Genomic DNA, 18,856 nt, shown 5'->3' with positions numbered 1-18,856 from the left:
CACCCGAGGGTGGCGTTGGAATGGATGCAGCGATCAGGCCGAGGCCAGGGCCACGTCTGTGGCGCCTCCTTGCCCGAACCAGGCAAGCTGGTCGGCCAGGGTCACCACCGAGCCCACCATGATCAGCGCCGGACTCTCGACCCCTACCGCCAGCTCGGGCAGCTCATCAAGGGTGCCGCGAATGACCCGCTGGCAGGGCTGGGTGCCGCGCTCGATCAGCGCCACCGGGGTGTCGCCTGCCTTGCCGTGGGCCAGCAGCTGTTCACGGATGGTGGTGCAGGATGAGAGCCCCATGTAGAAGACCAGCGTTTGCCGATCTTTGGCCAGCAGCGGCCAGTCGAGATCCCGGGCACCCCCCTTGCCGTGGGCGGTGACGAAGCGCACGCTCTGGGCGTGGTCGCGGTGGGTCAGCGGAATGCCGGCGTAGGCGGCGCAGCCGCTGGCCGCCGTGATCCCCGGCACCACCTGAAAGCCGATGCCAGTGCCGACCAGTGTCTCCAGCTCCTCGCCGCCACGGCCGAAGATAAAGGGGTCGCCCCCCTTCAGCCGCACCACCCGCTGTCCCTTCTTCGCCTCCTCCAGCAACAGCTGGTTGATCCCCTCCTGCGGCACGCAGTGGTTGCCCGCCTGCTTGCCGACGAAGATGCGTTTGGCGTCGCGGCGCACCAGCGCCATCACCTCGTCGGAGACCAGCCGGTCATAGACCACCACGTCCGCCTGCTGCATCTGGCGCAGGGCGTGCAGGGTGAGCAGACCCGGATCGCCAGGGCCGGCACCGACCAGCACCACCTCGCCAGCGCTCTGGCTTTCGTCGGCAAACAGATTGTCGGCCAGCTGGTGGGCAGAGGCGCTATCCCCCCGAGCCAGCGCCTGACCGAGCCGATCCGCCCCGAGCAGCCGTTCCCAGAAGCGGCGCCGCTCGCCCATGCTGGCGAAGCGGGTCTTGACCCGCTCCCGCAGGCTGCCGGCGAAGGCCGCGACGGCACCCAGATGCTGGGGCAGCAGGGCTTCGAGTTTCTCCCGCAGCAGTCGGGCCAGCACCGGGGCCTTGCCGCCGGAGGAGATGGCCACCATCAGCGGCGAGCGGTCGATGATCGACGGCATGATGAAGCTGGAACGTTTCGGGTCGTCCACCACGTTGGCAAAGATCCGCGCCTGATTGGCGCTCTGGTAGACCAGGGCGTTCACCTCGCGCCTGTCGGTGGCGGCCACCACCAGCCACTTGCCCGTCAGCTGTGCCGGCGCGAATTCACCGGCCAGCCACTCGATGGTTCCGTTGGTAGCCAGTTCCGCCAGCTCGGGATCGAGCTCGGGGGCGACCACGGTGAGCTGGGCACCGGCATCCAGCAGCAGGCGCGCCTTGCGCTCTGCTACCTCGCCGCCGCCGACCAGCAGCACAGGTTTGTTGTCGAGTCGGCAAAAGATAGGCAAGTAGTCCATGGGGCCTCCTGATCAGGCGGTTTGGGTCTGGCTGGTGGTGGCGCTGGCGTCTATAGCCGCGACCGGGCGCTCCGCCTTGGGGGTGGCATACCAGTAGCCGAGGCCCATGAAGAGGGCGCCGGAGACTGTGTTGCCCAGGGTCACCCACAGCAGGTTGTGGCCTATGCCACCCAGGGTGTAGGCATCCGAGTGGGCGCCGAACCAGGAGAGGGCGAACAGTGTCATGTTGGCGACCGAGTGCTCATAGCCGGAGGCGATGAAGGCCAGCAGGCACCACCAGATGGCGATGAACTTGGCGGCACCCTCGGTGCGCAGCGCCATCCAGATGGCGAGGCAGACCAGCCAGTTGCAGAGCACCCCCTTCATGAACAGGGTCAGGGCCGGAGCCTGGGTCTTGGCCAGCGCCACCTTGTGGGCCAGGCTGCCCGCGTCCGGCAGCAGGCTGCCGCCGTAGGAGTAGATCAGCGCGACGAAGATGGAGCCGAGCAGGTTGCCGGCCCAGGTCTGGGGCAGGATGCGCAGCAGATCGGCCATGGCGATCTTGCCGGTCTTCACCCCGAAGGTGAGGAACATGGTGTGGCCGGTGAACAGCTCGGAGCCTGCGATGATGACCAGGGTCAGGGCGATGCCGAAGGTGGCCCCCATCACCAGCGGACGCACGCTGGCATCCACCAGGTTGCCCAGGGTGAAGATGAGGATGATGCCAAGGCCCACATAGGCCCCCGCCATGGCGGAGCTGAGCCAGAAGCCGAGCTTGTCGCTGCGCTCGAAGCGGTTGATGCGGGCCGCGTTGGCGGCGCACTTGTTGATGGTGTCGGTATACATATGGATTCTCTTTAGAGGGGCCGCCCACGGGCAGCCCTGACTGTTTTTTAACCCCCTCCCTGCCTCCCCCTTGTCAAGGGGGAGGGGCTTTTTGCTCCCTCCCCTGTGAAGGGGAGGGCCGGGGTGGGGTCTGGTGTTAGACGGCGACCCAGACCTGCTGGTCGCGCACTTCAACGGGGTAGCTCTGTACCGACATCTCAGGGTTGTCGAAACAGTGGCCGTCGCTCAGGCGAAAGCGCTGCTTCTTGAGCGGGCTGGCCACCCAGAGCTCGCCGTCGTGTTCGCAAATCAGGCCCCGCGACAGCACGTTGGCGGCGAAGAAGGGATCCCGGTTGTCGATGGCGAACACCTCGGCGGCCGCGCTCGGGCGGAACAGAGCGATCTGACGACCCTCGATCAGGGCGCAGACGCCGGTGCCCGGCAGGATGTCGTTGAGTTGGCAGGCAAGTTTCATCATTTGGTTTCCACCTCGATCTGGTAGACGGGGATGCGCTCGGCCGGAGTGGCGGGTCTGTGCTGGTCGCGCTCGGCGACGAACTGGACGTCCGGATCGCGCTTGTCGCTGTTGATGAAGTGGCTGAAGCGCTTGAGCGCTTCCTCTTCGTTGAGGGTGCGCGACCATTCGCACTCGTAACTGTCGATGAGGGTCTGGATATCGCGTTCCAGCGTCTCGGCCAGTCCCAGCTTGTCGTCGACGATCACCTCGCGCAGGTAGTCGACGCCCCCTTCCAGATTGCCGAGCCAGACCGAGGTGCGCTGCAGTTTGTCGGCGCTGGTGACGTAGAACATCATGAAGCGGTCGATCAGCTTGATCAGGGTCTCGCGGTCGAGGTCAGACGCCAGCAGGTCGGCGTGGCGCGGCTTCATGCCGCCGTTGCCGCCCACATAGAGGTTCCAGCCAGCATCGGTGGCGATGATGCCGACGTCCTTGCCCTGGGCTTCCGCACATTCGCGGGTGCAGCCGGAGACGCCGAACTTCATCTTGTGCGGGGTGCGAATGCCCTTGTAGCGGTTCTCGAGGAAGACCCCGAGGCCGACGCTGTCCTGTACGCCGAAGCGGCACCAGGTGCTGCCGACGCAGGTCTTGGCCATGCGCAGTGCCTTGGCGTAGGCCTGACCGGTCTCGAAGCCCGCTGCCAGCAGCTTGCGCCAGATGGCGGGCAGATCATCCTTCTGGGCCCCGAACAGGCCGATGCGCTGGGCGCCGGTGATCTTGGTGTAGAGCTTGTAGTCGCGGGCCACTTCGGCCACCGCCAGCAGCCCTTCCGGGGTCACTTCACCACCGGCCATGCGCGGGATGACGGAGTAGCTGCCGTCCTTTTGCATGTTGCCGAGGAAGATATCGTTGGTGTCCTGCAGCGGGATATTGCGCGGGCTCAGCACATGCTCGTTCCAGCAGGAGGCGAGGATGGAGGCGACGGTCGGTTTGCACACCTCGCAGCCATAGCCCTGGCCATGTTTGGCCAGCAGCTCGTCGAAGCTCTTGATCCCCTCCACCTTGACCAGATGGAACAGCTCCTGACGGGAGTGGGGGAAGTGGGCGCAGAGGTGGTTGTTGACCTCGATGCCCTGCTTCACCAGTTCGGCGTTGAGCACCTGACTGATGAGCGGCACACAGCCGCCGCAGCCGGTACCGGCCTTGGTGTGCTGCTTGATGGCTGCCAGGGTGGTGTGGCCCTCGGCCACCGCCTTGGCGATGTAGCCCTTGGAGACGTCGAAGCAGGAGCAGATCTGGGCGGTTGAAGGCAGGGCATCCACCCCCAGGGTCGGCTTGGCACCGGCGTAGGCGGGCAGGATCAGGGTATCCGGGTGGCTCGGCAGCGGCAGGGCATTGAGCATCATCTGCAGCAGGTTGCCGTAATCTTCCACGTCACCCACCAGCACGGCGCCGAGCAATCGGCTGTTGTCCTCGCTCACCACGATCTTCTTGTAGACGCCGGCCTGATCGTCCTGAAACACATAGCTGTGGCTGCCCGGGGTGCGGCCGTGGGCATCGCCGATGGAGCCGACGGAGACGCCGAGCAGCTTGAGCTTGGCGCTCATGTCAGCCCCTTCGAAACGGCTGTCGCCGCCGAGCAGATGGTCGACGGTGATCTGGGCCATCTTGTAGCCCGGCGCCACCAGCCCGAAGAAGCGGCCCTGCCAGGCGGCGCATTCGCCGATGGCATAGATGTCGGGGTCTGAGGTGAGGCAGTGATCGTCGATGACGATGCCGCCGCGCTCGGCGATGGCGAGATCACCGTAACGGCCGAGGGTATCTTGCGGGCGAATGCCGGTGGAGAAGACCACCACATCCACTTCCAGCTGGCTGCCATCGGCAAAGGCGAGGCGGTGTTTCGCCTGCTCACCGCCATGCATCAGGATCTCGCTGGTGCTCTTGCTGGTGTGTACCTGCACGCCCATGGATTCAATCTTGCGGCGCAGCAGCTGGCCGCCCTGACCGTCGAGCTGCTCGGCCATCAGCACAGGAGCAAACTCCACCACGTGGGTTTCGAGACCCAGCGCCTTGAGGGCACCGGCGGCCTCGAGGCCAAGCAGACCTCCCCCGATCACCACCCCGCTCTTGCCGCTCTTGGCAGCGCTGCGGATGGCTTTCAGATCCTCGATGGTGCGATAGACGAAGCACTCGTGGTGCTGACTGCCCTGGATGGGCGGCACCCAGGGGTAGGAGCCGGTGGCCAGCACCAGCTTGTCGTACTCGACCACAGTGCCCTTGTTGGAGTGCACTTCGCGGTTGGCCCTGTCGATTTTTTTCACCGCTTCGCCGAGCAGCAGGCGGATGCCGTGCTTGTCGTAGAAGCCGGGTTTGACGAGGGAGAGATCTTCGCTGGTGTGATGGGAGAAATAGGAGGAGAGATGGACGCGATCGTAGGCGGGACGGGGTTCTGCACCGAAGACGGTGATCTCGTAGCGGCCCGGATCGGCCCGCTCGATCAGCTCTTCGATGAAGCGGTGCCCCACCATGCCGTTGCCCACAACGACCAGTCTGACTTTGCTCATAGTTGCCTCAAGTTTGGAGTAATAAAACATCATTCTGGGGCTAGGCTACCCAGTCGGCAGGGGTGGGCGATTGATGCAAATCAAGTGTCTATTTATATATCTCCTCAGGGGTAATTCGAGAAAATTCAACACTATACAAAAATAGGTATACCAGTTAATGATTTCTGGGCTGGCTCGGGGTGAGGGATGGTGGAGGGAAAGCCCGGTTTACCCACGGCCGGGGAGTGAAAACTTATGTCGGAAAAAGGCCGGTCTCGCACTGGGCGAGACCGGCATCAGCTGAACAAGGTGGCGCGTCAGGCGATATGGCGGCGGAACATGGCGAGCGCCAGCGACAGGGTGACGCCGGCGATGGCGAGCAGGGGCCAGAGCAGGGGCCAGGCCGCCGACCAGCCGAGATCCTTGAGGAAGACCCCCTTGAGCAGCAGGATGAAGTGGCTGAGGGGATCCACGGCCGCCAGCCACTGGAACAACAGCGGCATGTTCTCGATGGGGGAGACATAGCCCGAGAGGATCACCGCCGGCACCATGAAGGAGAAGACCCCGAGAAACGCCTGCTGCTGGGTCGAACAGAGGGACGAGACGAAGAGCCCTATCCCCGCCAGCGCCAGGCCGTAGCAGACCATGCCCGCCATCAGCAGCGTGGTGCTGCCGCCAAACGGCACCTGATAGAGGAAGCGGGCCGCCAGCGCGACTATGGTGCCCTGGCCCACCGCCACCAGGATGCCGGGCACCGCCTTGCCCGCCATGATCCAGCCCGCGGTGAGGGGGGAGACCAGCAACTGGTCGAAGGTGCCCTCTTCCCGCTCCCGCGCCACCGACAGGGCCGTGACGATGAGGCAGCCTATGGTGGTGATGATGGCCACCAGGGAGGGCAGTATGTGCCAGCTGAACTCTATGTTGGGGTTGTAGAGGTGGCGCACCGTGAGCTCCGGCGGCCCCTTGCCCTCGCTCTGCCAGCGGGCGATCACCTCATTGATGTAGCCCGCCGCCACCTGACCGCCGTTGGATCGGCGCCCGTCGATGATGAGCTGCAATTTGGCCTGCTCGCCCCTGGCCAGCCGGCGGGAGAAATCCTGGGGGATGATGAGGCCGATCAGGGCCTGCTGCCCCGTGATGGCCTCTGTCATCCCCGCCTCGCCCTTCACCGGAATGATGGTGGTGAAGGCGGGCATGTGGGTGAGGCGCTCGATGAGCTCCCGGCTCTGGGCCCCCCCATCCTGGTCGTAGATGGCGAGCGTGTTGCCGGTCACCTCCAGGGTGGCGGCGAAGGGGAACAGGGCGGTTTGCAGCAGCACCGGCATGATGAGCAGAAAGCGTCCCTGGGTATTGCCCATCAGGGCCTGCAACTCTTTTCGGATCAGCCACCAGAGTCGGATCAGCATGGGTTACTCCAGAGTGCGCCGCGTCTTGCGGGCGGTCAGGGCCAGCCAGAAACCGGCCAGCAGCAGCAGACAGAAACCGTTGACCAGCAGGATCGAGAAGACGCTGCCCGCCTGATAGAGGGTCTGCAGGGAGCTCGCGAAGTAGCGGGCCGGAATGAGGTGAGTGATGGCCCGCAGCAGCGGTGGCATGCTGGCGATCTCGAACACAAAGCCCGAGAGCATCATGGCCGGCAGAAACGCCGCCGTCAGGGCGGCCTGGGCGGCGTTGAACTGGCTGCGCATCACGGTAGAGAGAAAGAGCCCGAGCCCGAGGGCGCTGCCGAGAAACAGGGTGGTGAGCACGAACAGGGTGATCAGCGAGCCGCGCCAGGGCACCCCCATCACGGCCACCGAGAAGAGCAGGCAGATGAGCATGGCGGCGATGCCGAGCCCGTAGTAGGGCAGCAGCTTGGAGAGCAGCAGCTCTGTCCTGGTCACCGGGGTGGCGAGCAGGGCCTCCATGGTGCCGCGCTCCCACTCCCGGGCCACCACCAGGGAGGTGAGCAGGGCGCCTATGATGGTCATCACCACGGCGATGGAGCCGGGCACCAGGAAGTTGCGGCTCACCAGGGCCGGGTTGAACCAGGCGCGGCTCTCCACCGCCACCGGCAGGGAGGTCCCTTCCCTGACGAGCCACCCCTGCCAGATCCCCTGCACGTAGTGGGTGACGAAGTTTGCCGTGTTGGGTTCGGAGCCGTCGGTGAGCAGCAAGACCCTGGGGGTGCTGCCGCCCTGGCCCGCCATGGCGCGGGAGAACCCCTCGTCGATCACCAGCAGGCCGCGGATCTCGCCGCGCTCCAGGCTCCCCAGCAGCGCCGCCTTGCTCGGGCCGCCGTGGATCTCCAGCGCCGTGGAGCCGCGCAGGGCCTGCTCCAGCCGCACCGCCGGGGCGCCGCCGTCGGTGCGCCAGATGCCGAGTCGCAGGTGGTCCACGTCCAGGTTGATGGCGTAGCCCATCACCACCAGCAGCACCACGGGCATGATGAAGGCGATGAGGATGCTGCTGGGGTCGCGCACGATTTGCAGGGACTCCTTGTGGCACAGGGCCAGCAGACGGCGGCGGTTGATGCTCATGCGTCCTCCTCGCTGGCCTGCTCGACTAGCGTGATAAAGGCCTCTTCCATTGTTGGCAAAGAACAGGTCGGCAAGGAGCCGGTTGGCAAAGAGGTCGCCGCCTCTTTGGCGGCCAGCCCCTTGAGATCGTCCGGGGTGCCGAGGGCCAGCAGCTTGCCGCGATAGATGAGGGCGATGCGGTCGCAATACTCCGCCTCGTCCATAAAGTGGGTGGTGACCAGCACGGTGACGCCGTGGTCGGCCAGCGCGTTGATGTGCGACCAGAACTCGCGCCGGGTCACCGGATCGACCCCGGAGGTGGGCTCGTCGAGAAACAGCAGCGGCGGCTCGTGCAGCAGGGCGCAGGCGAGTGAAAGACGCTGGCGCAGGCCGAGCGGCAGGGATTCCGCCTTCTGATCGAGCCAGGGGGTGAGGGCAAAGGCAGTCACCATGGCGTCGATCCGCGTCTGCTGGTGGCGGCCGAACAGGCCGTAGATACCGGCGAAGAAGGAGAGGTTCTGGGCCACGGTAAGCTGCTTGTAGAGGGAGAACTTCTGCGCCATGTAGCCGAGGCGCTGACGCGCCGCCGAGGGGCTGTGGGCCAGATCGATGCCGGTCACCAGCGCCTGCCCCTCGCTCGGGCGCAGCAGGCCGCACTCCATCTTGAAGGTGGTGGACTTGCCCGCTCCGTTGGGGCCGAGCAGGCCGAAGATCTCGCCGCGGCGCACCGCAAAGCTGACATCATCGGTGGCGGCAAAATCGCCGAAGCGCTTGGTGAGGTGGCGCGCCTCGATCACCGCCTCGGGGGAGACCCCCTGCGGCAGTTCGGCTTCCCGCATCCCGGCTGCCAGACTCGACTCCCCGCCGGGGCCGCCGCCGAGCAGGTCGATAAAGGCATCCTCCAGCCGGGGCTGGGCCGGTTGAAAGGCGCCGTTGGCCAGTTGCAGCTCCGCCAGCGGTGGGGGCGTCATGCCCGGGTGCAGCAGCAGGCGAACCCGCTCCCCCGCCACCGCGCCATCCATCACCGACGGGTGAGCCAGTGCCCGGCGCAGCAGGGCGCGTCGCTCGCGGCCATCCAGCTGCCCCGCCTCCAGCAGCCAGCAGCGGCTGGCCATGGCCCCCATCAGATCGGCCGGGGTGCCGCTGGTGCGCACCTCGCCATCTGCCATCAGCAGCACGTGGTCGCACAGCTCCGCCTCATCGAGATAGGCGGTACTCCAGAGCACCGTCATCCCCCCTTTTGCCAGCTCGCGTACCATCTGCCAGAGGGCGCGGCGGGAGATGGGATCGACCCCGACCCCGGGTTCGTCGAGCAGCAGCACATCCGGGGTGCCGAGCAGGGCGCAGGCCAGCCCGAGTTTCTGCTTCATCCCGCCAGAGAGCTTGCCGGCTGGCCGTGCGGTGAAGCGGGCAAGATCGGTGAAGGCGAGCAGCCGCGCGAAGGTGGGCGTGCGTTCGGGCTCCAGTACACCGCGTAGGTCGGCATAGAGGGTGAGGTTCTCCAGCACGCTGAGATCTTCGTAGAGGCCGAACTGCTGGGGCATGTAGCCGAGGCGCTGACGCAGCAGATCCCCCTCGCTCACCGGATCCAGCCCCAGCACCCGGATGGTGCCCGCTTCCGGGATCAGCAGACCGGCCAGCAGGCGCAGCAAAGTGCTCTTGCCGGCGCCGTCGGGGCCGACCAGCCCGGTGATGCCGCCAGCCGGAATGGTGGCCGAGATGGCGTTGAGGGCGACCCGCTCGCCAAAGCGTTTGGTGAGCCCCTCAAGGGAGATGGCGCAGCTCATGGCGCCAGCCTGACGGTGACCGGCATCCCCTGGCGCAGGGCCGGGTCGGGATCCTGCACCACGATGCGCAGCCGGTAGACGAGGTGGGTGCGAAGATCCGGCGTCTCCACCGATTTCGGGGTGAACTCGGCGGTCGGCGAGACAAAGCCCACCACCCCGTGATAGGGCTTGTCCGGCCGCGAGTCGGTGGTGAGGGTTACTTTGGCGCCGCTCGGGAAGTGGCCGAGCCAGGGCTCCTCCACATAGGCGCGCACCCAGACTGGCGCAGTCAGGGAGAGGTTGAAGGCGGTCGCTCCACTCTGCACCATGCTGCCGTTCTCGATGGCGCGACTGATGATGATGCCATCGCTGGGGGCGGTCAGGTTGGCATCTGCCAGCGCCAGTTCGGCACTGGCGAGCGCCGCTTTGGCCCCTTCCAGTTGGGCATCGGACTGGGCAATCTCTTCCGGGCGGTAGCCGGTTTCGAGCTGGGCGAGCTGTTCGCGGGCGGAGCGTACCTGCGCCTGGGTCTGATCCCGCTGGGAGCGGGCAGTATCGAGCTGACCGCGGGAGATGGCGCCGGTGGCGGCCAATGCGCTCTGGCGGCGCCACTGTTGGTCGGCTTCCAGCGCAGCGGCTTCGGCGGCGGCCAGTGCGGCTCGGGCGCGGTCGGTCTCTTCGCTGCGATAGCCTTTGTGGATCAAGGTGTTGGCGGCAGTGAGCGCGGCCAGATTGGCGCGGGCGCTGTCGCGGCTGTGGGTGAGGGGAACCGGATCGAGGCGGGCCAGCAGTTGACCGGCTTTTACCCTATCCCCCTCATCAACCAGCACCTGATCGACGCGGCCGCCGACCCGAAAGGCCAGATTGACGTCGCGAATATCGACGTTGCCGTAGAGGATGGAGCCGTCAGCCGGGCGCCCCTGCCACCAGAGGTAGCCACCGATAACGGTTAGCAGCAGGGCCACGATTGCAATGGGTTGTTTCATGCTGCTTCTCCTTGAGGATGGCTCTGCCACCAGAGGTCACCACCGAAAACGGCCAGCAGCAGAGCTAGCATCGCGATGGGTTGTTTCATGCCGTTTCTCCTTCCTTGATGCCGGTGGGGCGCAGGCCGCGCAGGGCCCATACCAGTCGCTGTCTGGCGGCCTCGGGGTTGTCTATCTGGCTGAGAAAGGGGGCGGCCTGTTCGGGCAGCCAGCCAAGCTGGCGACCGCTGCCGGCGATCACCAGCGGCAGGCCGACCGACCCCATGATGAAGATCATCAGCTGGAGCGGGTGACCCGCGACCAGCGACCCTTCCGCCTGTGCCATCCGTACCTGCTCGATCAGCAGCAGGGGATGACGGCGCGGCAGGCTGAGCAGAAAGCGCTGGGCCGCCCCTTCACCCGCCAGGGCATCGCCAAAGAGGTGGTTGATGAAGCCGCGCTGGCGCGCCACCAGCCCGATCAGCGCCTCCATGGTCGCCTCGAACATGGCGATGGCAGAGGAGTAGGAGCCTTTGGCTGCCACCGCCTTGAGCTCGTCATAGAGGGGGGCGTACCAGAGCTCCACCAACTCGTCGATAAAGGCGTCGCGGTTGCCGAAGTGGTAGACGAAGGAGCCGAGGTTCACCTCGGCCGCCGCCGCCAGCTCGTGCACCGTCAGGCCGCGCAGCCCTTTCTCGGTGGCGATGGCGAGGCCGCTATCGAGCAGTTTCTGACGGGTGGGGTGCATCTGGCTGGCGCTCCTTGTGTATGCATTTTGTACGCAATTATACGACCGTATAAAAAATGCGGAAGCGGGCAGCAGGATCTTTTTGCCCGCAATGTGATCCGCCCCGCTCTAAGGGGCCGTGATCCCCGTCCGGCAGGGGGAAGGATCCATCGCTTGTGCCCAAGCCACGGGCATGTCGGTGTGATGGGGTGGTGAAAGGCGCTTCTGGTCCCGGGTGCGGGCGCCCGGGCCACAAGGGGCCTGTGATGGAGCCGGGCGCTGCCTGACCCGGATCAGGGGGTGTCGGTGGCCCCGGTGTGGTAGGGGGGCCGGGCACAGGTGTCCCGTATCAGGGCGCGCAGCCAGCGGTGGCCCGGATCGGCATCCTGACTGGGGTGCCAGAGCAGGGCGACCCGGATCCCTGGCAGAGCGAAGGGCAGGGGCAGGGTGACCAGATCGCCGAGCAGGCTGGCGCAGTGCAGGCGCGGCACCGTCGCCACCAGATTGCTCTCCCTGACCAGGGCCAGCGCCGTCGCAAACCCGGGAACCAGGGTGGTGATGGTGCGCCGCTTCCCCTGGCCTGCGAGGATCTCGTCGATGAGGCTGTGTGGCTGGCCCCGGCGGGAGACCAGCACGTGGCGGGCGGCGGCATAGCGCGCCACGGTCAGGGTGCCGTCGCAGAGGGGGTGGTCCGGGTGCACCACGGCGACGAAGTGGTCCTGGAACAGGGCCTGGGTGCGCAGCTCGGGGGCCGTGGTGGCGCCGATGACCCCGGTCTCGAAGTCCAGCTCGCCACGGCGCAGGGGGCCGCTCTCCTTGTCGGGTTTGGCCAGAAAGTGCAGCCGCACCCCGGGGGCCTCGACGGCGAGGCGCGCCAGCAGGGCGGGGCCTACCGCCTCCACGAAGCCGTCGCTGGATCGCAGGCGGAAGGTGCGCTCCAGGCTCGCCGGGTCTACTTCCTGCTGGGGGCGCAGCACGGCCCGGGTCTCCTGAACCAGGCGGGCGACCTCATCCCGCAGGATCTGCGCCCGAGGTGTGGGGATCAGGCCGCGTCCCGCCCGCACGAGCAGCGGATCCCCCGTGGTCTCCCGCAGCCTTGCCAGGGCCCGGCTCATGGCGGAAGCACTCAGGCCTAGCCGTCTGGCGGCGCCCGCCACACTGCCCTCTTCCAGCAGGGCATCCAGGGTGATCAGCAGGTTGAAATCCGGGGTCATGGTCGTCTCCTCGCAGGCGGCGCCTGACGGGCCGACCCCTTCATGATACGCGAGTTGCCGTCTCTTCATATGGCGTCTGGTGCAACTATAAGCTGCAATCCGTGCGTCTTCCGCCTTGTCACTACCCCCGCTAGCCTGGGTGCATCATCACTTGCCGGAGAGACTGCCATGTCCACACCACTTCTTGTTTCCCCTCCCGTGACGCGCCGTCTTGGTCTCGCGGGGCTCGGGCTCGCCACCCTGCTGCCCATGCTGGCGGGCAGCATGGCCAACCTGGTGCTGCCTGCCCTGGGGCAGGACTTCGGCGTGCCCTTCGCCAGCCTGCAATGGGTGCTGGTGGCCTACCTGCTTGGGATCACCAGTCTGACGGTGGTGGCGGGCCGGCTCGGGGATCGTCTGGGGCGGCGTCGCCTGCTGCTCTGGGGGACCGGGGTCTTTGCGCTGGCTTCCCTGCTGTGCGCCCTGGCCCCTTCCATTGGCTGGCTCATTGCAGCTCGCACCCTGCAAGGGGCGGGTGCGGCCTGCATGCTGGTGCTCTCGCTGGCCATGGCAGGAGAGCTGGTGCCGCCAGCCCGACGGGGCTGGAGCATGGGATTGCTCGGCACCCTGTCGGCCTGCGGCACGGCGCTCGGCCCCTCCTTTGGCGGCCTGTCGATCGGCGGATTTGGCTGGCAGGCTCCCTTCCTGCTGCTGCTCCCCCTGACGTTGCTGGCGCTGGGGTGTGCCTGGCGGGATCTGCCCCGGGATGAGGCGGGCTCTGCCGAGGGAGGCCTCCCGCTCACCAGTCTGTTGCTGCTGGTGACGGCGCTGCTCTGCTACGGGCTGGCACTGACCCGGGGCAGCCCGCTCGGGGGCTGGCCGGGGATAGGGGCGCTCGTCGCCATGGTGCTCTTCGTGCGTGCCGACTCGGGCGCCCGTCGCCCCCTGCTGCCCCTGGCGCTGTTGGGGGCGTCCAGGCGAAGAGGCGGGATCATCGCCAGTGCGCTGGTGGCCAGCGTCATGGTGGCGACTTTGCTGATCGGTCCTTTCTACCTGCACGGCGCCTTTGCTCTCGACATGGGGACGGTGGGGCTGATGATCTCCATGGGCCCCCTGCTGGCGGCGCTGTCCGGCATGCCCGCTGGCTGGTTGGTGGACAGGGTGGGGGCGACCCCTGTGGTGCGCCTCGGCCTGGGGCTCATGGTGGTGGCCGCCGTCTTGCTGGCCTTGCTTGACAGGGCGCTCGGGCCCCTCGGCTACCTGCTGCCCATCCTGCTGCTCACCGCCGGCTATGCCCTGTTCCAGACCGCCAACAACAGCGCCGTGGTGGGGGAGGTGGAGGGGGCGAGCCGTGGCGCCGTGGCCGGGCTGCTGACCCTGTCGCGCAACCTGGGCCAGCTGACGGGGGCGGCGGGACTGGGGGGCCTGTTCGCCGCCCTGGCGGGGCGGCCCGATCTCGCCCTCGCGACGGCGGACGAGCTGGCGTTTGCCACCCGGGTCACCTTCGCCCTGACGGCCTTGCTGCTGATGAGTGCGCTCTGGCTGGCGGGAAGGGAGGAGCGTGCCGTGCAGGGTGATGTGGCCCGGGACGGCTGCGAGTCGGGAGAACGCTGAAAACGAAGACGCCTCCACAGGGGAGGCGTCTTGCTATGGGGTTGAGCAGGATAGTAAACCGCTCAGCACCTCGTTATCGATCAACCTGTTACAGAATGAAGCGGCTCAGATCCTCGTCTTCAATCAGCTTGCCGAGGTGGGCGTTGACGTAGTCGGTGTTGATGACGAAGGTCTCGCCGGACTTCTCGGAGGCGTCGTAGGAGATGTCTTCCATCAGCCGCTCCATCACGGTGTGCAGGCGGCGGGCACCGATGTTCTCGGTGCGCTCGTTGACCTGCCAGGCCGCTTCGGCCAGACGGCGGATGCCATCCTGGGTGAACTCGATGTTGACCCCTTCGGTGGCCATCAGCGCCTTGTACTGATCGGTCAGGGAGGCGTTCGGCTCGGTCAGGATGCGCTCGAAGTCTTCGGTGGTCAGGGCGGTCAGCTCGACCCGGATCGGCAGACGGCCCTGCAGCTCGGGGATGAGGTCGGACGGCTTGGCGATCTGGAAGGCACCGGAGGCGACAAACAGGATGTGATCGGTCTTGACCATGCCGTGCTTGGTGTTGACGGTGCAGCCCTCGACCAGCGGCAGCAGGTCGCGCTGAACCCCTTCACGGGAAACGTCCGGGCCCGAGCTCTCGCCGCGCTTGCAGATCTTGTCGATCTCGTCGAGGAAGACGATGCCATTGTTCTCGACGGAGGCGATGGCCTTCTGCTTCAGCTCTTCCGGGTTGACCAGGCGGGCCGCTTCCTCTTCGATCAGCGCCTTCATGGCCTCCTTGACCTTGATCTTGCGCTTCTTCTTCTGGTTCTGGCCCAGGTTCTGGAACAGTCCCTGCAACTGGTTGGCCATCTCTTCCATGCCCGGCGGGGTCATGATTTCGACACCCATGGGGGAGGCGGCCAGATCCAGCTCGATCTCTTTGTCATCCAGCTGACCTTCCCGCAGTTTCTTGCGGAAAATCTGGCGGGTGTTGGAGTTGTCGGCTTTCTCTTCCTCACCCCAGCTGTTGCGCGGGTTGGGCAGCAGGGCGTCGAGGATGCGCTCTTCGGCGGCTTCCTCGGCGCGGTATTTCATCTTCTCCATCTCGGTCTCGCGCACCAGCTTGATGGCGACATCGGTCAGATCGCGGATGATGCTGTCCACTTCCTTGCCCACATAGCCCACTTCGGTGAACTTGGTCGCTTCCACCTTGATGAAGGGGGCGTTGGCCAGCTTGGCCAGGCGGCGGGCGATCTCGGTCTTGCCGACACCGGTCGGGCCGATCATCAGGATGTTCTTCGGGGTCACCTCGTGGCGCATCTCCTCGGAGAGCTGCATCCGACGCCAGCGGTTGCGCAGGGCGACGGCGACCGCGCGCTTGGCGTCGGCCTGACCAATGATGTGTCTGTCCAGCTCGTGGACGATTTCTCTCGGGGTCATCTCGGACATGATGGCGTTCCTGTATCCGGGGCGGGCAGGGCCCACCCCTTGGAAAATGGGGTTTGGCTGGCGGCCTTATTTGGCGGCCCTATTTCGCCGACTTATTTAGCTGAATAATCCAGCACTTCGATGGTGTGGTTGCCGTTGGTGAACACACAGATGTCGCCCGCAATCTTGAGGGACTTCTCGACAATGCTCTTGGCGTCGAGCTCGGTGTTCTCCAGCAGGGCGATGGCGGCGGACTGCGCAAAGTTGCCGCCGCTGCCGATGGCGATGAGATCGTGCTCCGGCTGCACCACGTCACCGTTGCCGGTGATGATGAAGGATTTGTGCTCGTCGGCGACGGCCAGCAGGGCTTCGAGGCGGCGCAGGGCGCGATCGGTGCGCCAGTCCTTGGCCAGCGCCACGGCGGCGCGCTCCAGGTTGCCCTGATGGGCCTGCAGTTTGGCTTCGAAGCGCTCGAGCAGGGTGAAGGCGTCGGCGGTGCCGCCGGCGAAACCAGCCAGTACCTTGCCGTTGTAGAGGCGATGAACCTTGCGGGCGTTGCCCTTCATGACGGTGTTGCCAAGAGAAACCTGGCCATCGCCACCGATGACGACCTGACCGTTGCGGCGAACTGAAACTATGGTAGTCACTTTACTTACCTCGCTTGAGCCGAATGACGGCCTGACTGTGCATGGAGGAAAAGATGGGGATGGCAAAACGGCTTTTCAAGCCTGTGCCGAGCACGGATCGCGGAGGAGGGATCGGGTGGGCGCGGGATGGCGCCAAAAGAAACAGGGCCAGGTGTTGCCACCCGGCCCTGTGCATGAACGCGGCGATCACCCCTTCTTGGGGATGCAGCCGCTGATGCCCGAGCCCTGCAGCTTGCGGTTGGCCGCGTCGGCCGCCGCCTTGCCGTTGAAGGGGCCCACCATCACCTTGTAGACGGCGCCACCGGCCCCGTTCACCACCTGCAGACTGGAGGAGAGCCCGGCGGTGAAGGCGATGCGCGCCTTGAGGGATTCTGCGGAATCCTGGGAGCGTAGGGCGGCACACTGCATCATGTAGCGGCCGCCGTCGGCGGCTGCGGTCTGTGCAGTCTGGGTCGCCGCCTTGGCCCTGGCGGCCTCGGCACGCTCCCGCTCCAGTTCGGCGCGGATCTCCCGCTCCATCCGCTCACGCTCGGCCTTCTGGTCGATCACCTGCTCCCGGGCGCTGGCGACCGGGGCGCCGGTGGCCGGCTTGGTCGGCTGCACCGGTTGCGGCTGATACGGCTTCACCTGACCGATGGGGGTCCCCGGCTGGGGAATGTCGGTCGCGACCGGCTTGGGCAGCTTCTCCGGTTGCAGGGTCATGGTCTCGGCGGGCGGGGGCGGCAGCACGCCCGGCTGGGGCGGCGGCTCTATGATGTCCACCTGCTTGTTCTCCAGCCGCTCGATGTAGCTCCACTTCTCCTGGGGCAGGGTATTGCCCTGTGCCTTGGGTTTGTTGGCCTTCACCTGCTCTTCGATGGTGGGGGCATCGGCGCCCTTGCCGTTGATGAGGTAGAGGAAGGCGCCGAAACCGACGACCAGGGCCCCGGCCAGCAGTGCCGGGATAACAGGAAAGCGGCGAGGGGCCGCTTTCTTGATGTTACGGCCACCCGCCCGTCGTCTCGGGCTGTTGCCGACGTAATCCCGGGTCGCCATCTATTACATGCGCTCCAGGGTGTGGATGCCCAGCACGCCCAGGCCCAGCTTGAGCACCTTGGCGGTGGCGGCGCACAGCAGCAGACGGCTCTGGCGGGTCGCTTCGTCCACGCCGTCCTTGTTGATCGGGCAGGCTTCGTAGAAGGTCATGAAGTTGCCGGAGAGCTCGTACAGATAGGTACAGAGCAGGTGCGGCATCCCCTTGTCCGCCACGCCGTTGACCGCGTCGGAGAACTGGATCAGCTTCTGGGCCAGGGTCTCTTCGGCGTCTTCGCTCAGGACCACCTTGCCGCTCAGGGTGTCGGCATCGACGCCGGCCTTGCGGAAGATGGACTGGATGCGGGTGTAGGCGTATTGCAGGTAGGGGGCGGTGTTGCCTTCAAACGACAGCATCAGATCCCAGTCGAAGATGTAGTCGGTGGTGCGGTTCTTGGAGAGATCCGCATACTTGACCGCGCCCATGGCGATGGCGTGCACCACCTGGGCCTTCTCTTCGGCAGAGAGGTCGCTGTTGCGGCTCTCCAGCAGGGCGCTGGCGCGCTCTTCCGCTTCGTTCAGCAGGTCAACCAGCTTGACGGTGCCGCCGGAGCGGGTCTTGTAGGGACGGCCGTCCTTGCCCAGCATCATGCCGAAGGCGTGGTGCTCGAGGGGAACGGACTCCGGCACATAGCCTGCCTTGCGGGTGATGGTCCAGGCCTGCATCAGGTGCTGGTGCTGACGGGAGTCGATGAAGTACATGACCCGGTCGGCGCCCAGGCTCTCGTAACGGTATTTGGCGCAGGCGATGTCGGTGGTGGTGTAGAGGAAACCGCCGTCGCTCTTCTGGATGATGACGCCCATGGGCTCCCCATCCTTGTTCTTGAACTCGTCCAGGAAGACCACGGTGGCCCCTTCGCTCTCGACTGCCAGCCCCTTGGCTTTCAGGTCGGCAACGATCTGCGGCAGCATGTCGTTGTACATGGACTCGCCCATGATGTCCTTGTTGGACAGGGAGATGTTCAGACGGTCGTAGTTGCGCTGGTTCTGCTCCATGGTCATGTCGACCAGCTTCTTCCACATGGTGCGGCAGTACTCATCGCCACCTTGCAGTTTCACCACGTAGTTGCGGGCGCGTTCGGCGAAGGCTTCGTCTTCGTCGTAGTGACGCTTGGCCTGGGTGTAGAAGGCTTCCAGGTCCTTGAGCTCCATGTCGGAGGCGTGCTCGTTGGCCATCTTCTCCAGATAGGCGATCAGCATGCCGAACTGGGTGCCCCAGTCGCCGATGTGGTTGGCACGCACCACCTTGTGGCCCAGGAATTCGAGGGCGCGGGCGGCCACGTCACCGAGCACGGTGGAGCGGATGTGGTGCACCGCCATCTCCTTGGCCACGTTGGGGGCGGAGTAGTCCACCACCACGGTCTGCGGCGCCGGCAGCTTCACGTTGGCGTTGTCGGAGGTCACCATGGCTTCCACCTGACCGGCCAGCCAGCTCGGGTCGAAGAAGAAGTTGATGAAGCCGGGGCCGGCGATCTCGACCTTGGCGATCAGATCGGAGGCAGGCAGGTGCTCGATGATGGCAGCGGCCAGCTCGCGGGGATTCTTGCGGGCCGGTTTGGCCAGCAGCATGGCCAGGTTGGTGGCCAGGTCGCCGTGAGCCTTCTCCTTGCATCGGTCTACTTGCACCCGGGCTTCCAGGTCGGCGGGCAGGACGCCTGCGGACTTGAGATTGGCTACCGTTTGTTCAAGTAGATGATGAATATGCTCTTTCATAACTGACCACCGAGGTTGCGCG

Annotated in this window: 15 protein-coding genes; 1 reads left to right on the top strand and 14 read right to left on the bottom strand. The window is 65.9% G+C overall.

Features of this window, described 5'->3' with window-relative positions; all coding sequences use genetic code 11:
* Positions 1–33 precede the first annotated feature (33 nt).
* The 10 genes from cysG to ACPW74_RS18875 all read right to left on the bottom strand — a co-directional run bounded on the left by cysG (position 34) and on the right by ACPW74_RS18875 (position 12,414).
* Complete coding sequence (gene cysG / locus ACPW74_RS18920; RefSeq protein ID WP_425858438.1) at positions 34–1,440, bottom strand: siroheme synthase CysG; 1,407 nt, start codon at positions 1,438–1,440, stop codon at positions 34–36.
* A gap of 12 nt (positions 1,441–1,452) precedes the next feature.
* On the bottom strand, positions 1,453–2,265 hold the full coding sequence (gene nirC / locus ACPW74_RS18915) for a nitrite transporter NirC (RefSeq protein WP_279982609.1): 813 nt from the start codon (positions 2,263–2,265) through the stop codon (positions 1,453–1,455).
* Between the two features lie 136 nt (positions 2,266–2,401).
* A complete protein-coding gene (gene nirD / locus ACPW74_RS18910; protein ID WP_029314869.1) occupies positions 2,402–2,719 on the bottom strand; it encodes a nitrite reductase small subunit NirD in 318 nt (105 codons plus the stop codon).
* Complete coding sequence (gene nirB, locus ACPW74_RS18905) at positions 2,719–5,265, bottom strand: nitrite reductase large subunit NirB (protein ID WP_425858437.1); 2,547 nt, start codon at positions 5,263–5,265, stop codon at positions 2,719–2,721. Before nirB ends, nirD begins: the two co-directional genes overlap by 1 nt.
* A gap of 296 nt (positions 5,266–5,561) precedes the next feature.
* Complete coding sequence (locus ACPW74_RS18900; RefSeq protein WP_268452515.1) at positions 5,562–6,650, bottom strand: ABC transporter permease; 1,089 nt, start codon at positions 6,648–6,650, stop codon at positions 5,562–5,564.
* A 3-nt stretch (positions 6,651–6,653) separates the two neighbouring features.
* A complete protein-coding gene (locus ACPW74_RS18895; RefSeq protein ID WP_425858436.1) occupies positions 6,654–7,763 on the bottom strand; it encodes an ABC transporter permease in 1,110 nt (369 codons plus the stop codon).
* A complete protein-coding gene (locus tag ACPW74_RS18890) occupies positions 7,760–9,529 on the bottom strand; it encodes an ATP-binding cassette domain-containing protein (RefSeq protein WP_425858435.1) in 1,770 nt (589 codons plus the stop codon). The genes ACPW74_RS18895 and ACPW74_RS18890 overlap by 4 nt, the downstream gene beginning before the upstream one ends.
* Entirely contained in the window at positions 9,526–10,494 is a 969-nt protein-coding gene (hlyD, locus tag ACPW74_RS18885; protein ID WP_425858434.1) for a secretion protein HlyD, read from the bottom strand. The genes ACPW74_RS18890 and hlyD overlap by 4 nt, the downstream gene beginning before the upstream one ends.
* Positions 10,495–10,579: 85 nt before the next feature.
* Entirely contained in the window at positions 10,580–11,221 is a 642-nt protein-coding gene (locus ACPW74_RS18880) for a TetR/AcrR family transcriptional regulator (protein WP_425858433.1), read from the bottom strand.
* A 272-nt stretch (positions 11,222–11,493) separates the two neighbouring features.
* Positions 11,494–12,414, bottom strand: a complete 921-nt coding sequence (locus ACPW74_RS18875; RefSeq protein ID WP_114522921.1) for a LysR family transcriptional regulator — start codon at positions 12,412–12,414, stop codon at positions 11,494–11,496.
* A gap of 168 nt (positions 12,415–12,582) precedes the next feature.
* On the opposite strand from ACPW74_RS18875, the gene ACPW74_RS18870 reads away from it, so the two are divergent.
* The gene (locus ACPW74_RS18870) at positions 12,583–14,007 is read left to right on the top strand and encodes an MFS transporter (protein WP_425858432.1); all 1,425 of its coding nucleotides are present in this window, start codon (positions 12,583–12,585) and stop codon (positions 14,005–14,007) included.
* 88 nt (positions 14,008–14,095) lie between these two features.
* On the opposite strand, the gene hslU is transcribed toward ACPW74_RS18870, so the two are convergent.
* The 4 genes from hslU to argS form a co-directional block, all read right to left on the bottom strand.
* Positions 14,096–15,424, bottom strand: a complete 1,329-nt coding sequence (gene hslU / locus ACPW74_RS18865; protein WP_010676031.1) for an HslU--HslV peptidase ATPase subunit — start codon at positions 15,422–15,424, stop codon at positions 14,096–14,098.
* Between the two features lie 92 nt (positions 15,425–15,516).
* Entirely contained in the window at positions 15,517–16,050 is a 534-nt protein-coding gene (hslV, locus tag ACPW74_RS18860; RefSeq protein WP_005306539.1) for an ATP-dependent protease subunit HslV, read from the bottom strand.
* A gap of 186 nt (positions 16,051–16,236) precedes the next feature.
* Positions 16,237–17,085, bottom strand: coding sequence for an SPOR domain-containing protein (locus ACPW74_RS18855; protein ID WP_010676029.1), 849 nt, complete (start codon positions 17,083–17,085; stop codon positions 16,237–16,239).
* 3 nt (positions 17,086–17,088) lie between these two features.
* Positions 17,089–18,834: an arginine--tRNA ligase gene (gene argS, locus ACPW74_RS18850; RefSeq protein WP_139700638.1), complete on the bottom strand. Its 1,746-nt coding sequence runs from the start codon at positions 18,832–18,834 to the stop codon at positions 17,089–17,091.
* Positions 18,835–18,856: the final 22 nt, after the last annotated feature.

The organism is Aeromonas sp. INTO2, from assembly GCF_049860605.1.
GTDB classification, from domain to species: Bacteria; Pseudomonadota; Gammaproteobacteria; order Enterobacterales; family Aeromonadaceae; genus Aeromonas; species Aeromonas caviae.
This window is presented reverse-complemented; position numbering and strand designations above follow the sequence as displayed.

Excerpts from the sequence above, each read along its gene's own strand:
- cysG (WP_425858438.1), bottom strand. The coding sequence starts at position 1,440 with ATGGACTACTTGCCTATCTTTTGCCGACTCGACAACAAACCTGTGCTG.
- nirC (WP_279982609.1), bottom strand. The coding sequence starts at position 2,265 with ATGTATACCGACACCATCAACAAGTGCGCCGCCAACGCGGCCCGCATC.
- nirD (WP_029314869.1), bottom strand. The coding sequence starts at position 2,719 with ATGAAACTTGCCTGCCAACTCAACGACATCCTGCCGGGCACCGGCGTC.
- nirB (WP_425858437.1), bottom strand. The coding sequence starts at position 5,265 with ATGAGCAAAGTCAGACTGGTCGTTGTGGGCAACGGCATGGTGGGGCAC.
- ACPW74_RS18900 (WP_268452515.1), bottom strand. The coding sequence starts at position 6,650 with ATGCTGATCCGACTCTGGTGGCTGATCCGAAAAGAGTTGCAGGCCCTG.
- ACPW74_RS18895 (WP_425858436.1), bottom strand. The coding sequence starts at position 7,763 with ATGAGCATCAACCGCCGCCGTCTGCTGGCCCTGTGCCACAAGGAGTCC.
- ACPW74_RS18890 (WP_425858435.1), bottom strand. The coding sequence starts at position 9,529 with ATGAGCTGCGCCATCTCCCTTGAGGGGCTCACCAAACGCTTTGGCGAG.
- hlyD (WP_425858434.1), bottom strand. The coding sequence starts at position 10,494 with ATGAAACAACCCATTGCAATCGTGGCCCTGCTGCTAACCGTTATCGGT.
- ACPW74_RS18880 (WP_425858433.1), bottom strand. The coding sequence starts at position 11,221 with ATGCACCCCACCCGTCAGAAACTGCTCGATAGCGGCCTCGCCATCGCC.
- ACPW74_RS18875 (WP_114522921.1), bottom strand. The coding sequence starts at position 12,414 with ATGACCCCGGATTTCAACCTGCTGATCACCCTGGATGCCCTGCTGGAA.
- ACPW74_RS18870 (WP_425858432.1), top strand. The coding sequence starts at position 12,583 with ATGTCCACACCACTTCTTGTTTCCCCTCCCGTGACGCGCCGTCTTGGT.
- hslU (WP_010676031.1), bottom strand. The coding sequence starts at position 15,424 with ATGTCCGAGATGACCCCGAGAGAAATCGTCCACGAGCTGGACAGACAC.
- ACPW74_RS18855 (WP_010676029.1), bottom strand. The coding sequence starts at position 17,085 with ATGGCGACCCGGGATTACGTCGGCAACAGCCCGAGACGACGGGCGGGT.
- argS (WP_139700638.1), bottom strand. The coding sequence starts at position 18,834 with ATGAAAGAGCATATTCATCATCTACTTGAACAAACGGTAGCCAATCTC.